The 19,836-nt window shown below is 49.5% G+C and carries 18 protein-coding genes; 6 read left to right on the top strand and 12 right to left on the bottom strand.

Annotation, left to right across the window (positions count from 1 at the left end; genetic code table 11):
• Positions 1-302 precede the first annotated feature (302 nt).
• Positions 303-2,759, top strand: coding sequence for a sensor histidine kinase (locus ACYVK4_RS33150; RefSeq protein WP_461131876.1), 2,457 nt, complete (start codon positions 303-305; stop codon positions 2,757-2,759).
• A 261-nt stretch (positions 2,760-3,020) separates the two neighbouring features.
• Here ACYVK4_RS33150 and ACYVK4_RS33155 read toward each other — a convergent pair whose 3' ends face one another.
• From ACYVK4_RS33155 to ACYVK4_RS33165, 3 genes are read right to left on the bottom strand one after another with little or no spacing between them, the layout of a single operon-like run.
• Positions 3,021-3,449: a nuclear transport factor 2 family protein gene (locus tag ACYVK4_RS33155; protein WP_461131877.1), complete on the bottom strand. Its 429-nt coding sequence runs from the start codon at positions 3,447-3,449 to the stop codon at positions 3,021-3,023.
• Between the two features lie 46 nt (positions 3,450-3,495).
• Positions 3,496-5,400 carry a sensor histidine kinase gene (locus ACYVK4_RS33160; protein ID WP_461131878.1) on the bottom strand — a complete coding sequence of 635 codons (1,905 nt, stop codon included), beginning with the start codon at positions 5,398-5,400 and terminating at the stop codon, positions 3,496-3,498.
• Between the two features lie 53 nt (positions 5,401-5,453).
• Positions 5,454-6,089, bottom strand: coding sequence for a response regulator (locus ACYVK4_RS33165; protein ID WP_461131879.1), 636 nt, complete (start codon positions 6,087-6,089; stop codon positions 5,454-5,456).
• A gap of 383 nt (positions 6,090-6,472) precedes the next feature.
• Between ACYVK4_RS33165 and ACYVK4_RS33170 the strand changes: the two genes are divergently transcribed.
• Positions 6,473-7,321: a hypothetical protein gene (locus tag ACYVK4_RS33170; RefSeq protein WP_461131880.1), complete on the top strand. Its 849-nt coding sequence runs from the start codon at positions 6,473-6,475 to the stop codon at positions 7,319-7,321.
• Positions 7,322-7,493: 172 nt separating this feature from the next.
• Here ACYVK4_RS33170 and ACYVK4_RS33175 read toward each other — a convergent pair whose 3' ends face one another.
• Together ACYVK4_RS33175 and ACYVK4_RS33180 are read right to left on the bottom strand one after the other, a co-directional pair.
• Positions 7,494-7,937 (bottom strand): nuclear transport factor 2 family protein, encoded by a 444-nt coding sequence (locus ACYVK4_RS33175; RefSeq protein ID WP_461131881.1) that lies wholly within the window; start codon positions 7,935-7,937, stop codon positions 7,494-7,496.
• Positions 7,938-8,212: 275 nt separating this feature from the next.
• Complete coding sequence (locus ACYVK4_RS33180; protein ID WP_461131882.1) at positions 8,213-8,923, bottom strand: lysostaphin resistance A-like protein; 711 nt, start codon at positions 8,921-8,923, stop codon at positions 8,213-8,215.
• Positions 8,924-9,710: 787 nt separating this feature from the next.
• Between ACYVK4_RS33180 and ACYVK4_RS33185 the strand changes: the two genes are divergently transcribed.
• Positions 9,711-11,738 carry a sensor histidine kinase gene (locus ACYVK4_RS33185; protein ID WP_461131883.1) on the top strand — a complete coding sequence of 676 codons (2,028 nt, stop codon included), beginning with the start codon at positions 9,711-9,713 and terminating at the stop codon, positions 11,736-11,738.
• A 237-nt stretch (positions 11,739-11,975) separates the two neighbouring features.
• On the opposite strand, the gene ACYVK4_RS33190 is transcribed toward ACYVK4_RS33185, so the two are convergent.
• The 3 genes from ACYVK4_RS33190 to ACYVK4_RS33200 all read right to left on the bottom strand — a co-directional run bounded on the left by ACYVK4_RS33190 (position 11,976) and on the right by ACYVK4_RS33200 (position 14,557).
• Complete coding sequence (locus ACYVK4_RS33190) at positions 11,976-13,352, bottom strand: FAD-binding oxidoreductase (protein ID WP_461131884.1); 1,377 nt, start codon at positions 13,350-13,352, stop codon at positions 11,976-11,978.
• 52 nt (positions 13,353-13,404) lie between these two features.
• Positions 13,405-13,851 carry a hypothetical protein gene (locus ACYVK4_RS33195; protein WP_461131885.1) on the bottom strand — a complete coding sequence of 149 codons (447 nt, stop codon included), beginning with the start codon at positions 13,849-13,851 and terminating at the stop codon, positions 13,405-13,407.
• A gap of 496 nt (positions 13,852-14,347) precedes the next feature.
• Positions 14,348-14,557 (bottom strand): hypothetical protein, encoded by a 210-nt coding sequence (locus tag ACYVK4_RS33200; RefSeq protein ID WP_461131886.1) that lies wholly within the window; start codon positions 14,555-14,557, stop codon positions 14,348-14,350.
• A gap of 80 nt (positions 14,558-14,637) precedes the next feature.
• Here ACYVK4_RS33200 and ACYVK4_RS33205 point away from each other — a divergent pair, with 80 nt between their 5' ends.
• A complete protein-coding gene (locus tag ACYVK4_RS33205; protein ID WP_461131887.1) occupies positions 14,638-15,099 on the top strand; it encodes a hypothetical protein in 462 nt (153 codons plus the stop codon).
• Between the two features lie 73 nt (positions 15,100-15,172).
• Positions 15,173-15,670, top strand: coding sequence for a GNAT family N-acetyltransferase (locus ACYVK4_RS33210; protein WP_461131888.1), 498 nt, complete (start codon positions 15,173-15,175; stop codon positions 15,668-15,670).
• Positions 15,671-15,727: 57 nt separating this feature from the next.
• Here the strand turns inward: ACYVK4_RS33210 and ACYVK4_RS33215 are convergent, their stop codons facing one another.
• The 3 genes from ACYVK4_RS33215 to ACYVK4_RS33225 all read right to left on the bottom strand — a co-directional run bounded on the left by ACYVK4_RS33215 (position 15,728) and on the right by ACYVK4_RS33225 (position 18,257).
• Positions 15,728-16,045, bottom strand: a complete 318-nt coding sequence (locus ACYVK4_RS33215; protein ID WP_461131889.1) for an isochorismate lyase — start codon at positions 16,043-16,045, stop codon at positions 15,728-15,730.
• A gap of 74 nt (positions 16,046-16,119) precedes the next feature.
• On the bottom strand, positions 16,120-17,766 hold the full coding sequence (locus tag ACYVK4_RS33220) for a cryptochrome/deoxyribodipyrimidine photo-lyase family protein (RefSeq protein WP_461131890.1): 1,647 nt from the start codon (positions 17,764-17,766) through the stop codon (positions 16,120-16,122).
• Between the two features lie 77 nt (positions 17,767-17,843).
• Positions 17,844-18,257 (bottom strand): pyridoxamine 5'-phosphate oxidase family protein, encoded by a 414-nt coding sequence (locus ACYVK4_RS33225; RefSeq protein WP_461131891.1) that lies wholly within the window; start codon positions 18,255-18,257, stop codon positions 17,844-17,846.
• Between the two features lie 246 nt (positions 18,258-18,503).
• Here ACYVK4_RS33225 and ACYVK4_RS33230 point away from each other — a divergent pair, with 246 nt between their 5' ends.
• On the top strand, positions 18,504-19,091 hold the full coding sequence (locus tag ACYVK4_RS33230) for a Crp/Fnr family transcriptional regulator (protein ID WP_461131892.1): 588 nt from the start codon (positions 18,504-18,506) through the stop codon (positions 19,089-19,091).
• Positions 19,092-19,127: 36 nt separating this feature from the next.
• Here the strand turns inward: ACYVK4_RS33230 and ACYVK4_RS33235 are convergent, their stop codons facing one another.
• Entirely contained in the window at positions 19,128-19,487 is a 360-nt protein-coding gene (locus tag ACYVK4_RS33235; protein ID WP_461131893.1) for a nuclear transport factor 2 family protein, read from the bottom strand.
• Positions 19,488-19,836: the final 349 nt, after the last annotated feature.

Below are 19,836 nucleotides of genomic sequence, written 5' to 3' on the forward strand. Positions count from 1 at the left end.
TATTCACTTTAATAGCCCACGTTTTTGTTAATAAAAACCCTATTTAGTTTCTTCTTATTAAAAATTTATTTACATTAATAACTAATTTTGAAAAGTTATTCTCCCACTTGTACAAAGAAAATTGAGTATAAATGCCTTAAAGGAGTGTTTGGTTCAATTCGTCCCTTAATCAGGCACCCTGTTGACGTCCGCCCAACAGGATAATCCGACGTCTGCTTTAACACATTCATGAGAACAATTCCGTATCGCCTGATCGGAGGGGGTGCGCTGATAAGTTGTGGCCCCACGTGGCCCGCGAGACTATGACCGACCCTCAAAACGAAACCGATCGCATCCAGGCCCTGCGCGAGTATCAGATACTGGACACCCTCCCCGAGGCAGCCCTTGACCGCCTGACCCAGTTGGCTTCCCTGTTGTGTGAAACTCCCATCTCGCTGGTGACACTGCTGGATGAAAACCGACAATGGTACAAGTCCAATGTTGGCATGCCGGGCTGCGAAACGTCCAGGGAGGTGGCCTTCTGTAATTATGTGGTGGCCGACAGAGCGCCCCTGGTAGTGCCTAATGCCACCCTGGACGAGCGGTTTCGACAGAATCCACTGGTAACAGGCGAACCATCTATTCGCTTTTACGCCGGTTACCCCCTGACTGATCCGGATGGCTATGTGCTGGGCTCACTCTGTGTTATCGATCAACAGCCCCGCCAGTTAAGTCCCCAACAGCATGAAGCCCTCCAGTTACTCAGCCACGCGGTCATGGACATTATCGTCGGCCGACGACAGCAGCAGCGACAGCGACAGTTTGCGCAGCTTTTTGTGCAGGCTAACGATCTGATTGCCATCGTCAGCCCGGACGGCTACGTTAAAACGGTCAATCCGGCCTTTGAACGCGTATTGGGCTGGCGGGCCGACGAGCTGACAGGTGCTAACCTCTACGCCTGGGTTCATCCCGACGATCAGGGCAACAGCCGCCAGATACTCCGGGCTGTCATGACCGGTCCAATGGAGTTGACGCACCGGTTTCGCGCTCAGGATGGCACCTACCGGCACCTCCACTGGGTGATGAGCCCCGAACCGGGCACCGACAACCGCTTTGCCATCATTCGCGATGTGACCCTTCAAAAACAACAGGAAGACGCCCTGCGGCAGGCCCAACGGCGGGTAGACCAAACCAATCAGGTACTGGAACAGCGGGTGGCCGAGCGGACGGCGGAGATTCAGCGGCTCTCGGCCCTGCAACGGGCCATCTTTACCTACGCCGGGCTAGCTATCACCGTCACCGATCCCGAGGGTATCATTCAACTGGTCAACCCGGCCCTGGCAACCCTTACAGACTACCGCTCCGAGGAACTGGTAGGCCGGAGTCGCCCGCAACAGTTGCGGGATCAGGTGCGCCAGCGGCAGGTACAGGCTCAGTTGCGGGCCGAGCTGGGCGAGCCTGACCTTGCCGATACCGAGTTGTTGAGACACTACCTGCAGCATCACCGGGTGTTTCAGCGTGAAACGACTTTCCTCTCTAAAGCCGGCCGGAAGACCCCTGTTTATTCTACCGTTACGGGACTTTACGATGAGCAGCAAACCCTGTTGGGCTATGTGGATGTATCCGTCGACCTCTCTTCTATCAAGCAAGCTGAAGAAGCCCTGCGGGAAAGCGAACAACGCTTTCGGGAACTGGCCGAAAACGTCGATGAGTTATTCTGGATACGGGATGTGGCGGCCGGTGGCATTAGCTACCTCAATCCCGTCTTTGAAACCTTCACGGGCATACCGGTGGAGGAGGTATATAGTAACCCAATGCTTTTTTTCTCGGCCGTTATACCGGAAGATCAGCCATTGATTGAGGCAGCCAGCCAAAGTCAGGACGTCAGCGCAACGTTTCAGTTCCGCATTCGTCATCGGACGGGCCGGCTTCGCTGGTTAACGGTGCGTACGTTCAGTATTTTCAATGAGCAGGGCCAATTGACCCGCCGTATCGGAGTAGCCACCGATACGACCTCGCTGATCGAGAAGGGGCAAATCCTGGAGGAATCGCTGCGCAAAGAGCAGGCCCTGACGGCCCTGCAATCCCAATTTATTACGACCGCATCCCATGAGTTTCGCACACCCCTAACGGCCATCAGCTCGAGTGTCGAACTACTTCAGCACTACCTGGGCCACCTTCCGACTCACCCGGTTTTGCCCGTCATGGATAAACATTTAACGACTATTTTCACAAACGTTCAATCGCTCAACACGCTCATTGGTGATACGCTGACCATCAGCAAACTGGAGGAAGGGCAAATTAAAGTTTGCAGACAAGCCTTGGATATGGTGGATTTCTGTCAGGGGCTGATTCAGACAACCTTCGCTGAACGCCCTGATCATCGGCGGGTTGAACTGAGTACCCTGGGGGTGGCTAAACCTGTTCAGACGGACCCCAAATTACTGGGCCATATCCTGGTCAATTTACTAAGCAATGCGTTCAAGTTCTCCACCCATAATCCGGCGTTGACGATCCGGTTTGATGACGCGAGTCTGCAGCTGGCCGTGAGCGATACGGGCATTGGCATACCGGCCGATGAGCTTTCCCAAATTTTTGGTAAATTCTTTCGGGCACGAAATGCGGCTACCTATCAGGGCACGGGTTTAGGCTTGGTGATTTGTCAGGAATATGCCTCCTTGCTGGAGGGGCAACTGACGGTGAGTAGTGAGCAGGGAGTAGGCACCCGGTTCACGCTGAATCTGCCGTTGCTAAAATCAGCCCGATCCGGTGACGACTGAACGTTACGAGCGGCCGCTCATACTTTTCCGGAAGCGGTTTTCATGCCTACCGGCAGCTGCAAAAATAAGCACCTTAGGAGACCGCCTACCTATTGAGCCGCGGTGGATGGTGGGAGTGCCAATCCCGTGTCCACGCTCCGGTGTGGGGCCATGAGATGAATAGTAAAAACAGCGTTTTGCAGAGACGCTCATTTTTACCGTCTGTCAATCCCTATCAGTCACATACGGTACTGCCAACGTAGTTTTTCGCCGGTAATGCTGTCACTTTTTTGTTGTTGGTATGGGCGTATGCTGCGACATGGCAAACATCCAGCGGGCTGCCGAACCATTCCCTTTCTGCTTGACCAATGTATAGGTGAAGGCTACTTTACCGTCCCCTCCAAACGAATGAATACCACTGACTATGCCTAAGTCCCCAGCTCTGAGTACCTTCAAGTCTGATACTTCACTTTGAAGGCTTGGGCGACCTTCATTTTCCTTTAAAACATCGGATCTAAAGGAAAATCCACCATTTCCATTAAAGTACCGAAAATCATCCGTCAGGCGGTTCTTGAAAAAGTCATAAGGTGATTTGTTGTATTCAGTAATGAATTCCTTCAGGGCTGTTTCCACTTCGGCTGTGTTGGCAGACTGCGCAAAACTGCCCGTAATGAGGAAGAACAGGGCAAGAGTAAGGAGAATCGTTTTCATGCTGATTTGATTGTTTTTCGTGTGAATTGACAATCAAAACTACTGACTAGTAAACCACTGCACCATCCCCAATGTTGGTAGTTTGTACTAGCGGGACTTGTATGTCTACGGTGGTACCCTGACCCGGTTGGGGACAAACACGTACCAGAAACCCACCTTCGCTGGCCCGTTTCTGGAAATTCTTCAGCCCATTCCCTTCACCTGTTTGCGTCGACTCGAAGCCTGTACCATTGTCCGTAATTTGAATGGATAACCAATCGGACTGGCGGGAAAATTGGATCGAAACGCGGGTGGCCTGAGCGTGCTTGACAACGTTGTGCAAGGCTTCTTTAAATACAAAATAGATATGCCGCCGTTGGCTCATCGAAAATGCTGGCAATGTATCCGTTGCAATGTTGCTTTGGAATAATACCGCAATGGCCTGATGAGCCAGGAGTTGATGAGCCACCGCTCGTAGCCGTTCAAGGAGTTTTTCGGGGGTATCATTATCGGGATTCAACGCCCAAACGGTATCGCGGATGGCCGTGATGGTGTCCTGCGAATCGGTTTGAATTTGTTGGAGAAGGGGGTCTACGTCGGGTTGTTGACCGTTCACTTTTTTCTGAACGAGTCTGGTCGAGATGGCAATACTCGTGAGCGTAGCGCCAACCTCATCATGGAGGTCACGGGCAATTTCGTCGCGGATGTGAAGGAGTTTCGTTTTCTGACGGAGATTCTCCTGAAGCTGGTCGATGAGTTGCTGCTGGGTATGGGCTTGCTGTCGGCGGTGTTCATTGGCCCGCTCACCCAGTATATAACCCAGGATAATAATCTCAATGAGCGTGCCGGGAACGAATAGATTATTGAAGGGAACGTGCGGCAGCCACTCCAGGCTATATAAAGCAAACATGCTTATAATCATGGATACCAGACTGATGATGAACGCAATCGTATACAGAAACAAGTTTCGGACACTTTTCAGGCTTACGTAAATCAGACTGACCAACAGCAGGAATAAGACAATCTGAATGAAACCTCCCCAATCAATACCAAGCCAGTACAGGAAATCATAAAGTACCGAAAAATAGGAACCGGTAACCGTAGTTACAATCATGGATATAGGCCAGTCGATCCAATACAGAGCATTCACGTAAATAACAGCTCTGTACAGCACTTTAGAATAGTGTTTCAGATTTAAAAACTGAATATGGAAGAGGGACCAGCACAGTAAATAGATAAACGCGACGGGGATATATTGCCGCCAGAATGAATAGTTCAGATACCCATTTAAGAAGCCATAAAAGTCGATATAGAACACGATAAAACTACCCATTAACAGGGTATACCAACCTAACAAGTGATCCCGAAGGCGTATAAAAAAGACCAGGGCAAACAAAAACACGATCAAGAACGCCCCCAATGCCAGATTCTGCCAGCGACTGGTTTGCTGTTTATAAACGAATGCCTGACTTAGATCGCCGATGTGCAGAAAGTCACCACATGAATCAACCGTCAGCAGTTGAATATCCACCTGTTTGGGATGCCGCCCTAACGAAATGACGGGCGGATTGACGGCGATCTGCTGCCTGAATAAAGGTAAATCATACCCACCCTGAACGAGAATTGGTTGCTTGTTGGCCGCCTGCATAAACACATTCAATTGCTTGTATCGGCGGAAAGAAGAGATCAAGTACAAATCACTCTTCGTCTGATTGTTAATAGTAAACCGTAGCCATACGGTGCCCTGTCGATAACCGAGCTGGACAACTTTTTCACGCTTCATCGCCTGAAATGAGTCCAGCGGGAAACCAGAGACCTGCTCATACGTCAGCTTATGGGTAAAATCTTCCAAGAAATATACGTAAGGAGCAATCGGATTGGGTTTCCGGGCATCGGTAATCGTCAGCACGGGCTGGCTGAGGGCTTGTCCTGTCAGCAACAACAGGTAACAGCAAATGAGGCTACGAAACATGGCATGGATAAGCAACCTGGTGATTTCACATAAATATGCTGTTTTTCAAGACGTTAAACTAATTTCTGCTCGATGGCTTTCACGACGGCCTCCGGTGCGGAGTTGACATGAAGTTTTTCGTAGATGTGCTTGATATGATAATGCACCGTGTGGAAACTAATGGCGCAGGCATCGGCAATCATTTTGTAGCTCATGCCGCGTACCATGCAGGTGAGCACGTCGCGCTCACGTTCCGTCAGTTCTATGTACGTAGGCTGGTTTTTTACAAACTGATGCTGAAACATCCGTAACGCTTTGGCAGCAATGGTAGGCGACATATGGGCTCCGCCGTTATAAACATCCTCAATGGCCTGGAGCACATCGTCGGGGTCGGGACTTTTGAGAACGTAGCCCGATGCACCCGAACAAAGAGCAGAGAAAATACGATGCTCGTCCTCAAATACGGTATGAATCAGTACTCTGGCTTCGGGATAGGCGGCCATGATGCGCTGCATAGCTTCGATTCCCGACAGCCCCGGCATCTGAATATCCATCAGCACCACATCGGGTTGGTGCTTGCGGATTTTAGCAACGGCCTCACTGGCATCCTCGAAAGCCCCGGCCAAAAACACCTTATCGGTACTGGCGAAGTAGGCCGATAAACTCTTTCGCAGGCTTTTGTTGTCTTCAAAAAGTACGAGGGTAATCATAAGGGCCAGGGTGATGATCCAAATCTACGCACGAAGTCGCAAAGAATTACTCCCCAATATGGGTGGGTATTAGTAGCCCGATTCGCCCAAAAATAGGGTCAATTTTATCGTATGCTCTGAATTCGGCCCGGGTGGTGAACAACAGCTGAAACAGCCGTTACCTGTTATCCGGGAAAATGACCGGTTTATAAATTCATATTACTACGTTAAGGTATCATCCTATGAAATTTAGGAAATGAACAGAAAGAAAAATACCTTCACCGGAGTTTGACTCAGTATGTATTCCCTTAAAATACAACCGTTTACAACGCTATCTAACAGCGCGTTACTGAGCAGGCATCTAGCATTTTAATACGTCAGTTACAGTCTATTTTCACACGTCCATGAACATAAAACGTTTACTTCATTGTCTTGCTTCTTTAGCGCTATTATCAGGTTTTTTTGGATGTGGAGACCACCGAATTCCGATTGCACCTGGAGCCGAACATTTACGGATCAAAACGATCATTGAGGAGGGGCCTAACAGCACTACGCTGGTTAGCGCATTCAAATATGATCCACAAGGACGCCTTAGTTTACTTATTGGGTACCAGGCACCCGATAGTAGTTTGACACCTGTAGAGAACACGGTTTTTCAATACGATGGCCAGAATCGACTGGTACAGGCACGGCGTGAAATTGTCAGACGAGCAGGGAGTTCACCAAACCCCTTTGAGCTTTACCAATATGGCTATAACGGGGCTGGTTTGGTCTCGGGAGTTTCGTTCACATCAAGTAGCATGGGGGCTGTTACTCGCTGGAATGCCGGTATTCAATACAATGCTGCCAATCGGGCGGAGAGTGGTTCTGACTTCTTCGACATTCCGGGGGTTACCATCAGTGGTCGTAGTTCGTACAGCTACACCGGCAACAACATAACGTCAATCACCAGAACAGAAACGTCAAATATTAAAGGCCAACCCATAAATTCCACCAACACAACGACGTATACGTTTGATACAAATATAAATCCTTTCTACGGGGCATCCGTCATTCCCAGGCCCACCATGTTTGCCTATCCCCCAAGTGGAGACCTTAGAAATAACACCTATTTTGGAGGGCTTAATTTCCTGTCCACTTTAAGTCAGAGTAACTTACTTTCCGGATATTCGTACACCTACAATGCAGCCAATCTGCCAATTAAGCGCGTCTCGGGTAATGAAACGTTAACCTTCGAGTATGAAAACTTCTAGTGCCTTACGGGTTCTTTTAGTAAGTAGACCGCCAGGCGGGCCTTGAAGAAATACCCCAACCAGGGTGCACGCTTATCAATAGTTTTCAGAAATGAGCGTCTGCAGAGGTCGTGATTTTTTATATTTATCTGACTTAATCAATCACATTCGCTCTTTACAAGGGTCACTCATTCTATTGTTTAGGGAGCGTTGTTGAATGAAGCAGCGTTATTTTCCACTGTTTTTTTTGCTTAGTTAACACGGCACTCTCTAACCAGCGGATGGTTCCTTTTTTACCACTCATTTCCATATCTGCCTGATTGACATAAACCACCCAGGCAGTTGTCCCTTTTATAACTATTTTTTTGAAGTCAATCTTGTTGATACGGCTGGCACCTCTGCCAAAATAAGGCTTTATCTTGGCTTCCAGAGTGTCTATTGACCAGATCTCGCCACTTTCCAACAGCGTAAAGTCGGTGTGGCAGTAACTTCTTAAAGCGGGGATATCTTCATCTGAAAAGGCCTGAAAAAAGCCATTTATAACCTGTTTTATATTCGTTTCATCCGTTGTATTTTGTCCATAGAGAGGAACAAAAGCAGCGTTTGCCAGTAAGATTACCAGAACCAATACTCTCATAGTCGATTAAATGAATTAACAGGTTTTACGTAAAAAAACACAACAAATAAATGTAGCCTTTGCTATTACTAATCCCGGAAAAATTCCAGACGTCAATATCCTCTGCGGAGCCGTTACAGTTGTCCTTTCCAATACGGGCCATCCCCTTTTAGCCACTGACGTTAACAATCCGGCCACCCCGCCGGGATCATCGGCTCAACCAGTCACTTTGGATCATTCCGTAACCTACGGATGTCGATCTACGAATTGGCTGGCGAGTCAGAGACGTTACTCGGTCAGGGTAAAAACGTATCGACCAGCGTATCGGTCAGTTGATGGCTTGTCCACCCGGCCCACAAACTTTTTGCCTTCAACACAGCCCAGGCCATCAAGCCAGCCCCTAGAGCAATCCCTATACTCTTGTCTGTTAACCCATGAGCCAGGCCGAACACCGCCGACGTCCACACAACAGCCCACAGCTTAGTCCAGTATTTAATACAACAAGCCAGGAGCAACCCTCGGAAAATGAGTTCTTCATACAGGTTAGTAACACCATTTATTCCATACCGATAAAAGTCTATCTTATATGTGAATTTGTGCCCAGCCGATACCATGATTACCAGAGGAATAACGGCCAGTATTATGCCGCTAACCAGGCCATATTTTAACGAAACTAACTTAAACGTAGTGGTCCCGCTCCACTGCTCCCTATAATCCATATTTAAGAGACGTTTTCCAACAAAACCAAGGGCAAGTGATAAGGGAAGTAGCCCAAGAAGTCCATTCCCATAATCATAAAACAACAAATCATTTGTTTTACGACTAAAGCCCAACGAATGGATCACAAATGGGCGACTGACTTGAAGTCCGTAAAGTCCAGCGAAAATAAAACTGCTTAAACAGAATGGGATGTAACGTTTATCATTCAATAATTGCATCCGACCCAACACAAACAGGAGCAGACTTACCAGTAAGAGGCAAATAGACACGGCTAAATAGTCATTCATGCATTCGAATCTTTAAATGATTTGGTCAGCTTCCCGTACGGGTTCGAGCACGCAGGTAGATTTGGCTGTAAGATACAATCATAAAGGATTGTGGGAAAGGCTGTTTGTCCAAACGTTACCACCTTGTTCAGTCTGTTCACAAGTCTGCAAGGTCAGGGGATCAATCCGTTTCCTGACATGTCCCATCTTCAACGAATGCATTCCTGCCTATCCCAATAACATACAGCGTCCCTGATCAACAAGCAACAGTTAGCGCTTTACGTTTTGCCAACCAAAGTATGCATGAATCGTCGGGGTTTAGTTTGGCAAACGGGTGCTGGACTTGCCCCTCTATCAATAAACAATGATCAGCCGGGCAGTCCGTTATAAAACCCACACAACAGGCAAGCCCGAGGTTGCCTGACGAAACGCCGTTCCCCTGTTTTTTTAAACCACGTGAGGTAATACGCACTATTACCAGTGTATAAAAGAACGACAGGTATACTCTTTTTACCGGCCCATTCACGATACTTTCCTAATAATCAAATCAGTACAATTGCCGTGAGTATGTCTTACGGAATCAGACGGACTTGGCCAAATGCTCCAACAGCTTCTATAAGCCTGATGAGAACGACAGATGACGGGTCATTCCGGCAAGCTGGGTCTTGGGCAGATGGCTAAGCAGACCACCCTAAAAAACACCGAAAGCTCATAGCGGTCCGGTTCCATTAACAACTTCCACGACTAACCGGTTACGTATATATGCCGGCTAATGACCGTCCTATCCACTTCGTTAAAGGACTGCCTTATGGAACTAGCTCATGCCTTGTTGGACACGTTGCCTCAGGCTTTGGTACTTTACCAGCCCCTGACCGATCCGCAAGGCCAACTGACCGATTTTGCTACCCGCTACTATAATCAGGCTTTAAAAGCCATTGTCCCCTATTCAGACCAACAACTGCAAACTCAGACTCTGTTTCAGCGTCACCCCCCCAGCCGCCATTACCTCGACTCGTTTAACGCTTTACTAAAAAGCCACCAGGCGTTTCGCCTGGAGCACGAGGCAACTCATCTGAGCAAAAAATATGCGCTGATATTTCAGTATCTGGATAGCCATGTACTTTGCCGCTACGAGGAGATCGCTGACCCGGAAACATCCGGCAACCGAGTCCCAAATCCGGACCAGGAACTGACCCGGCAACTTAATCACCAACTGACCGGACTGGTAGAGGCACTCCAGGACACCAATCAGCAACTGCTGCTGCAACAGGATTTTCTGGAAGGGATTCTGAACGGCTCCCAAAACGGGTTGCTAAGCTGTGCGCCCATTTATGACGAGATGAACCAGCTTGTTGACCTACGCATCGAAATGGTTAATCAGGCCGCTTCCCGCATCAACGGGCTGGCCATCGAGCAACTGATGGGGCAAACGCTCTTAACCGTTTTCCCGGCTCTGGCTGGCTCACCGCTCATGGCGAGTTATTTACACACGGCCCGAACGGGCCAGCTTCAGCGGCTGGAGGCCCATTATCAGGACGCTAACCTAAATGGCTGGTTCGAGGTGATCGTTTCCCCCCTGCCCCGGCAGCGCGTCCTGATCTCGTTTCTGGATATTACCGATCGCCATCAGGCAGAAACGGCTCATCTTCATCAGGCCGGTTTGATGCAGCGTATCAGTGAATCCGGCCATATTGGCATCATGACTCACAAACCAATCCTGGATGAAACCGGCAACATTCAGGACTTTGCCTTCACGTATGTAAATGAGCAGGCCCAACGCTGGCTGGGCGTCGACTTGCAGCAGGTTACCCGGCAGAGCGTACGATCGCTGCCGGGTGGGAATGATGGGGAGGAGATGGTCCGTCAGATGGCCCGGGTGGTTAAAACCGGGGAGTCGGCTCGTCTGGAGACAAGCTTAACGGACGGGCTGGTGCTGTTTTGGGTAATTTCCCCGCTGGGAACGGGCTGTGTGACAACGTTTATGGACATAACACAGCAACGGCAGGCTGAGCAACAAAAGCGGTACAATGCCGAGCTGGAACAGCAAGTGCTGGAACGCACGCTGGCTTTACAAAAATCCCTGGTCCGGCTGGAACAGTCCCAGGCCGAATTACAAGGCGCCCTGGCCAAAGAAAAACAGTTAAGCGAATTAAAGGGACGCTTTGTATCCATGGCTTCCCACGAATTTCGAACCCCTCTAACGACCATTCTCAGTTCAGCGCGCCTGCTCGAGAGGTACCAGGCAAATGATCAGGCCGACAAGCGACCAAAACACATACAGCGTATTCAACTGGCTGTCAGGCAGCTCAATGCCATTCTGGAAGAGTTTTTATCCAGTGATAAGTTGACGGAGGGCCAGGTTACGGTTCGGCCCGTGTTATGCAATCTGTCCGGTCTGGTAGACGAGGTGCTACTGGACCTTGCAGATAACCTGAAGGAGCGGCAAACGATCCAGCTTACCCTTTCGTGTCCGCAGCCTGTGTGGGTGGATGAATCCCTGCTACGCAAAATCCTGCTTAACCTGCTCTCGAATGCCATCAAATATTCCGACACTGGCTCGGTTATCACGCTGGAGTGCGGCTACAGGAACCACCAACTAACCCTGACCGTCGCAGACCAGGGGATCGGCATAGCTGCCGAAGACCAACTCCACTTGTTCGAGCGATTCTTTCGAGCCCGCAACGTCACCAATATTTCGGGCACGGGGCTGGGGCTGTACATCGTACGTCAGTATGTGATGTTGATGAAGGGCCAGATCAGCCTGGAAAGTGAGCTGCATCGAGGTACCCGCGTCACCCTGACGCTACCGCTGGTCGAACCAGGTAAAGTCCCCTGAGAATGGGTTTAAGATTTAACATTAATTGATTGGTGTGTAAATGTGCAGACAACGCATGATATGGATGTAGCTGAATAAGGCGCTATCCAGGGAGCGGCTACAAGAAAGCTCCATCGTTTTGGACGGGTGCGTTTGTTGAGATGCTGATCTTTTTCTATCGATCAAACGCCATCTGTCATATACTTTACGCTTAAAACCACGGGGGGTACGTAGCAAACCCGTTCGACAATAAGCTGCTTAATTGGGAATAATGTTATTATTCAGCCGAAAGAAGTTGTCAGGGTCGTATTTAACCTTTAAGGCGACGAGTCGTTCGTAATTTGGCCCATAAGCTGCTTTGACGCGCGTGGCTTCGTCTTCGCCCCCCAAATGGTTAACATAAACACCCTTCGTATAGGGTTCTACCTGGTTCCAGAACGTTCGAACCCAGTCTGTGTGAGTCTGGTTCTCTGCCGGATCTGTCCATTGCCCGACGATATCGAAATCCCATTGGTCCTCCCGTAAGCCAAACGCTGTTTTGGCGGGGTCAATGCGGGCAGCAACGCCTTTGATATGAAAAAAAAGTACAAACGAATACGGTGACGTTTGTTTAGCGGTCTGATCCAATATGACATCGATCAAGCCGTCTTTAATATCCGGCAAATTTCCCGACTTCCAGTAACGGTGCATACCGTGAGGTGTTGCCGCATCAAAAATGGTTTGGTTTTGTAGATAGGGTACTTCACTAATTAAATCGGCCAGTGGAGTGCCAAAATTTCGTAAGGGCCGGAGAAACTGCTCACCTTCGGCAATCGGTCCAAACCAACCAGCCAGCAACGCGACCACAGGCAAGCCATCGGGCGTGTTCATCAACACGGCAAAAATCATTAATTCATCGGGAGTGCTACGGGCAAAGGTGCGATAGAAACGGAGTACCGCTTTAGCCTGATCCATCGGATACAGGACCATGCCCGCCAATATCATTGGCCCAACCGGATGAAGCTGGTAAGTAAACCTGGTTACAATGCCAAAGTTTCCGCCCCCACCCCGAACAGCCCAGAACAAGTCTTCGTTCTCGGTTTCGCTGGCCGTCAACAATTCCCCGGTAGCGGTTACAATGTCAACTGAGAGCAGGTTATCGCAGGCTAGTCCGTGTTTGCCCATTAACCAGCCCAGGCCACCGCCCAGTGTCAGACCCGCAATACCCGTGTGCGATACAGTACCGCCCGTGGTGGCCAGCCCATATTGTTGAGTGGCCTGATCCAGTTCACTCCAGAGAACACCCGCTTCGGCATGGGCGGTCCGATTATGAGCCTTGACGTTAATACCTTTCATCAGCGACAGGTCGATCATAAGGCCATCGGTGCACACGGCATTTCCAGCTACGTTATGCCCTCCCCCGCGCACCGACACAAGGAGGTTGTACCGACGGGCAAATTTGACGGCGCTGCTCACATCGGCACTGCTGGTGCAGCGGGCTATCAGGGCCGGGCGTCGGTCAATCATACCATTCCAGACAGCGCGGGCCTGATCGTAGCCGGCTTCACCGGGACGAAGCAGCACGCCACTGAAGGTTGCTGAGAGGCCGTCAATGGCTTCAGCGGTCATCCATTCCGGAGATAAGTCCTGTAACATTGCGGGAAAGGGTTCGTGGTATAGGGGTTGATTATGCGCAACAGGGCATTCGTTAGAGAGCAGGCGTAGAAACGACACTCACTAACTTCCAGGTGCCACTTATTTTTTCTAAGTAGCGGGCATCATGGGTCTGACGCTTTTTAGTACCCTCCTGTATATCAGTGATGTAGGACACCCAAGCCGAAGTGCCATTGACATGAAGCAGGTAATCATGGGTTTTGTACACGTTCTTGTCCACGGCAGGCATTCGCTTGATCACGTCCTTCATGATTTTGCTGATCGATTCGAACCCCCGAATGTAACCTTTTCCTTTTTCGGTGTAGTAGTGGGATGCATAGGGTACATTGGCCCAATACGACAGGGCTTTATTGGCGTTTCGCTGATGAAAGGCGGCTGACTCGCCCGCAATCACGTTTTTAATAGCCGTCTCGTCGGTGGACTGTGCGAATGCGGCCGCACTCATTAGTAATTGGGCCAGGATGCAGAGGGTAATTTTCATACTAAATAAGGTAAGGGATAGTGAATAGTAACTGCTGCTAAGCAGCTTGTTGGAGAGCGTGAGCCAGAATCAGCCGGACCAGAAAGGATTCGTACCAGCGGGCGGCATACGTTGTCCCCATTTCGTCGGCAAGTTCCTGTTTGGAGGGATTGAGCGGGCAAATCGGTTGGCGCTGGTGAGTAGTAGGCCAGGGGAAAGAAGGTTAGTGACCATTGGTTATCAAATAAGGTAAAATGGTATGGATAGCGTAAAGGCAGGAAAGTCCGTTTTTCTGGCCATTCACGTGTAATGACACCCAAAGCTACTATGTATCAACAGGTTACACCATCCCCAATTTGGGTAGTTTTTGGTAGGTGAGCTTGCCTATCCACGGTTGGTCCGCGTTCGCCCATCTGTCCTCTTTCGGCTATTGACATGCATCGAAGCGCTGTACCAGGCAAAAATTTTCGTGGCTGTTCAATCTTATCTGTCGCCTGCGTATACAGGCTGTGTTCTACTAAAATACATAAGACAAAGATGTGTTCGGAGTTGAAGCGGCAGCCCCTGCTGGGTATAAAGCCTCTTCGATGAATGTGTCCAGTGCAATCACCCCCTTTTCTTCAACAATCCGATTGGTGGCGTAGTCAATCCGATCGGCTGAAACGCTTCGTTTGAGTTGTTGATGCAACAGGAATTGCTCCAGAATTCCAACTTTTTGACCTGTCAATCAGCTCTTTCTGGTAGATGCTGATCCTGAACGGAAAGAAGGCAGAATCGGGTTATCACAATTACAAGCCCGGATGAATCATGAACAAAGTTCCGATTGTTTTCCTGCTTTTAGCGGCCTGTCAATCGGCCAACGACTCCCATGACCACGCGCCAACGGACTTAGTGATCCACAATTCAATATGGACTCGCTCCGACCCTAACCATCTGTATCATGATGTTGAAGTCTGTGAGCATGACTTCACCCTTATCAACACCTCCGACCAATTTGTGTATGACCGGATTGTGGTCAGGATCAGCTATTATGATCACCAACATCGGCTGTTGCAGGAGGGGCTTCACAAAATCAGTCACCCGCTTAAACCCAAAGAATCCTTCCGGGTGAAAGGCATGAGTGGAGGAATTGTCAAACCGGGCACCAATTCAACTTCTGTTCATCTGGTCAAAGCAACCAGGCAACGTTTGGCAGTCACTAATCCATACGAACCCATCCACTTCGGTTACCAAAAGAGAAATACCCCTTCTACTCCAGGACAGAAATGACGGATTCGGGGGACACACTACGCTGCCAGGATATGTCTTTAAGGGTTTCGAAGAAAATTTAGTAGCTTCCGCCATGACTATTCGAAATGCTACCCTACACGATTTAGACACGATCAGCCGTGTCGAAAGCCTGTGCTTTCCGGCAAATGAGGCTGCTTCACGATCGTCATTTGCCAAAAGGCTTCAACGGTTTTCCCCTCATTTCTGGTTACTTGAAGATAAGCTCAACCTGATCGGCTTTGTCAACGGTATGGTTACGGACAATGAGACAATCACCGATGCCATGTTCCAGAATGCCGATCTGCACAAAGAGGATGGTAAATGGCAATCGGTTTTCGGATTAGCGATTGCTCCTGACTATCAGAAACAAGGGCATGCCCAACGATTGATTAAACATCTTATCGAGGTGTCCAAACAGCAAAACCGACAGGGAGTGATCTTGACCTGTAAGGAGAGCTTGATCCCTTTCTATGAGAAATTGGGCTTTAGCAACGCTGGCTTATCCAACTCCGTACATGGGGGCGAAGTGTGGTTTGACATGAGAATCGACTTTCATGATTTGTCTCGATGAAGGCGTCTTATCACACCCTGGAGACCGTTTCAAGGCAGCAGGTTTTATAACCGTAGCCTACCGCTTAACGGAGGGTTGTTGCCATTGCTTCAGCTCTTCTTCAATGAAATGAGTGACCAGGGTTCGATAGAGGTCTTCAATCACATCTGGATTTAACCCTTTCTCCTGGGCCCATTCCCGACGCTGCGCCAACATGGCCATAAAACGTTCGGGAGCCCGCACCGCTGTTGGAGTCGGTTTGAATTTAGCAGCTGCCTTGACATACTCAAAACGCCGGGCCCATAAACTGATTACCTCCTGATCCAGCGTATCAATGGCATTTCTTAGGTCATTTAGATCTTGACAATCTTCTGGTTGCTTGATAGGTCGATCCATAAATATCCTGGGTAATCGTTAAACCAGGCTAAAAGTTAACTATAATTTCAGTTTTATTCGCCCGGACAGATCAGCTAAAGGAGACTATGTTGATTCTGATCCTTTGGCGGGCCTGCCTTACTCGGTTTGACGGGCAGGCTGTGTTTAGCTAAAATGCGGGCCTGCTCGGCCTGACAAACCTCACTCTGACGGGGAGCATGGAGCCGAATGCGGGCCTGCCGGGCAGTCAACGTAGCATCGATGATAGGAGCCGGGTAGTCAATGCCCACCTGAAAATGCGCCATGGCCTGCTCCAGCGGTGGCATTGTCCATGGGTGGTGAAGGTAGGCCAGAGGGCAATTGGTCAACTCGGGTACCCACTGCCGGATGAACACCCCCTTTGGGTCATGATCCTGCGACTGCTTGACGGGGTTATAGATCCGGATCGTATTCGTGCCCGTCATCCCCAACTGCATTTGAAGTTGAGCGTAGTGAATGCCCGGTTCGAAATCGGTATACAGCCGGGCCATATGCCATCCCCCCTCCTGCCAGTGCTGAAATAAATGATGGGTGAGAAAAGAGGTCAGCATGGCCCGCATCCGAAAGTTTAGGTAGCCCGTTACCGTCAGACAACGCATACACGCATCTACCAGCGGAAAGCCTGTGCGCCCGTCCCGCCAGGCTGCGTAGTGCTCAGGGTTCACCTGTTTAGGCAGGGCATCAAAAGCCCGGTTCACATTTTCGAACTCCATGCGCTCTTCCCCCTCAAACTTTTGAATAAAATGGCAGTGCCAGCGCAGCCGGGAGGCAAAGGCGGCAAACTGTCGTCCTGAACCCGCTAATGCCAGGTCTCTGGCAGCCTGCCGCTGGGCCTGATATACCTGCCGAATGCTCAGACACCCCCAGGCCAGGTAAGGCGACAGGCGACTACAGCCTCGACGACTTTCCAGGGGTTTTGAGATTGCCGCGCCATACTGCCCGATTCGCTCGGTTAGGAAACTGGTCAGGTACCGATGGCCTTTGTGTTCGCCACCGGGCTGAAACTGGGAATTGGGAACCTGCCACGCGCCGGGCAGATCAGCTCCGCGCTCGGTATCGAACCAGGCCGGGGACACATTGGCCGGGTACCAACGAGTCAGATCAGGATGCTGTTGAGGGGCCTGCATGGTCTGCTGCCAGTCGGCGGCCCAGGTGTCGCGGTTCTTCAGGCGTCGAATGACACCATTCGATGGGAACTCATGCCAGACAATGCCCTGCTGACGGCAGAAAACGGCTACAGCTTTGTCGCGGTTATACGTGACGGCCAGTCCGGTTTCCTCATGAGAATAGATGGTGCCGATGGTAAACTGCTGCTGTATGGCGGTTAACACATCCAGTACCTCCCGGTGAAATACCCAAACCGTAGGTAGTCCTGTTTCGGGCGGGGTCTCTTCCGGTTGATCGTCAAATTCAAATGGCAACCACTCGTGGACCAGATGTTCCGTTTCCGCCTGAGCTGTGGTTGGCTCGGGTAAAGCCGCCAGTTGTTGATGGATGTCGGCCAGGCACTCGTATACAAATCGCCAATGGCGCAGATCGTAATTGGGATCGGCCATTACCGATGGCTCGAAACAGTAAAGCAGGAGTAACGGTCGTTTAGGCGTGCACTGCCCCCTGGCAATGGCTGCCCGAAGCGGAGCATGATCGCGCAGGCGCAGATCCCGCTTGAACCACACTAGGTCAATAATTGGTCGGTTAGACATTCAGGGAACAAAAATTGCTTGTTAGCAGAATACTTTTGACCTCGCCTGGCGAGTTCAGCGATGAGAAGTCGGGCGTGTTAGTCCCAGCACTCACCTGCCAGGGTGGTGATTCGCAGCAGAACAATATTGGGATCATCTTTGCCTTCCGGAAACCAGTCGCGTAAGGACTCATTCCACAGAGCGTCTACCTTCGCCTGATCGTTAACGACTTCGGCTTCTCCGGCCGTGGTAACCGAAACCTGGGCCTGGGGATCGGAAAAACCTAAAGAAATGGACGGGTGCTGGCGGATATGGGCGACTTTATCCGAATCCGCCCGCGTGAAAAACCACATGGTTCCATCCGGATCGAGTTGATGGGTGGCCATCGGTCGGCTACGTAAAGCGCCCGAGGGCATTTGAGTCGTCAGTAAAGCCACCCGGATATCCCGAATGTGGTGTTTGATTTTATCAAATTCATCAGGGGTGATTGTCTTCTGGCTGGGCATGTTCATCCGTTGTCTATAACAACTGGATAAGTACATGTTGAGGGCAAAAGTTTTGATCCTGCCGCGTATGGTTTGGCTAGTCGTTGACAGTCAGTAAAACAGGCAGATAAATTTTACGCCGTCACCCCTGGCTGTCTTCAACTTTTTTTTCAAGTGCTGTCTGACCAGCCAATAGCTTTCCGATTTCGACCGGTTGAAATGGATGCATCCGGTCTGTACTTTTGTGTAATTCTGCTATATAACCCTGTTTTGATGTTTACTTCGCTACTACACTATATACAGGAACGATCATCTATCCCACTGTCTGAAGTAGATATCCGTTTAATCGAAGAGGCTTTCATTCCTAAAAAGCTAAGGAAAAGGCAATTTCTGCTACAGGAAGGTGACGTCTGCAAATACATTGCCTTTATTGTGAAAGGGGCTACACGCCAATACACGGTCGACGACAAAGGGAACGAGCATGTACTTAATTTATGCATCGAAAACTGGTGGACGTCCGACCGCGAGAGCTTTCATAAAGAAACACCCTCCATTTACCATATAGATGCCTGGGAAGAAACCGAACTGCTCCTGTTGCCAAAGGCAAATGGGTATTATGACCGGGTGAATGCGATTCCGGCTTTCAACGAAATGCGGATAAAGCTTGACGATAATCAGCACATGGCAGCTCAAAAACGCCTGAATACATCCATGAACCACATGGCTGACCATCGCTATGAAGAATTGATCAAGCTATATCCTGAATTTTTGCTGCGTTTTCCTCAACATATTATTGCGTCTTATCTGGGTATAACCAGGGAAACACTGAGCCGTATCCGCCATCAATCAGTAAAAAAATAAACTACCCTATCAACTGGAGCAGGTTACCACAACGCTTTATTGAGCATCCATAAAAACAAATAGGTGGGCTACTTTTTCATTTTCTACGATAAAGAAATCCATGCCGGTCAAGACATTCGGCTGGGGACCTGTTCGGATATCCCAATATAGCCGGGCTCCATGCTGCGTACTTTCCATGGGTCTTGCTACGGTAAACGTGAACTTATCATCGCCCGCAAACAGCTTGTCGATAAAGTCAGAAACGGCAGTAATACCCGTAAGGATAAAATCCTTGTCGTACATTTTTACATCGTCGGCATAAACAGTATGCATCAGTGCATCACGCGTTGTGCGGTCTTTTTCATTCCAGATTGAGGTATGTATTTGCTGGAGATTCATCATTGACTGAGTATCCATGAGCTAGCGGGATTTGTCTTTTTTTTAATACGGTATGACGTTGACCCCAAAAGTAATCGTCGCTTCAGATCGTAAACGTTGATGTACATCAATAAAGATTGTATCAGTAGCCAGCAGTAGTCGCTCAGGCCAGCCGTTAACGTGAATCCCGAGCCAGAGCAGAGCTTACTTAGCCTACATCAATAAATGACGGCACCACGCACATGGCTACGATGATTAAAACAGCACGTTCTGATAATCAGATATTCTGTAAAATACGGCCACTGCGTATCCACTAAAATTTATCAATACGCCTTTCGGTTGTTGGTGATTTGCGGTAAATTTTGGTACTTGATTCGCAGGAATTTTA

It is taken from the genome of Spirosoma aerophilum, from assembly GCF_054782495.1.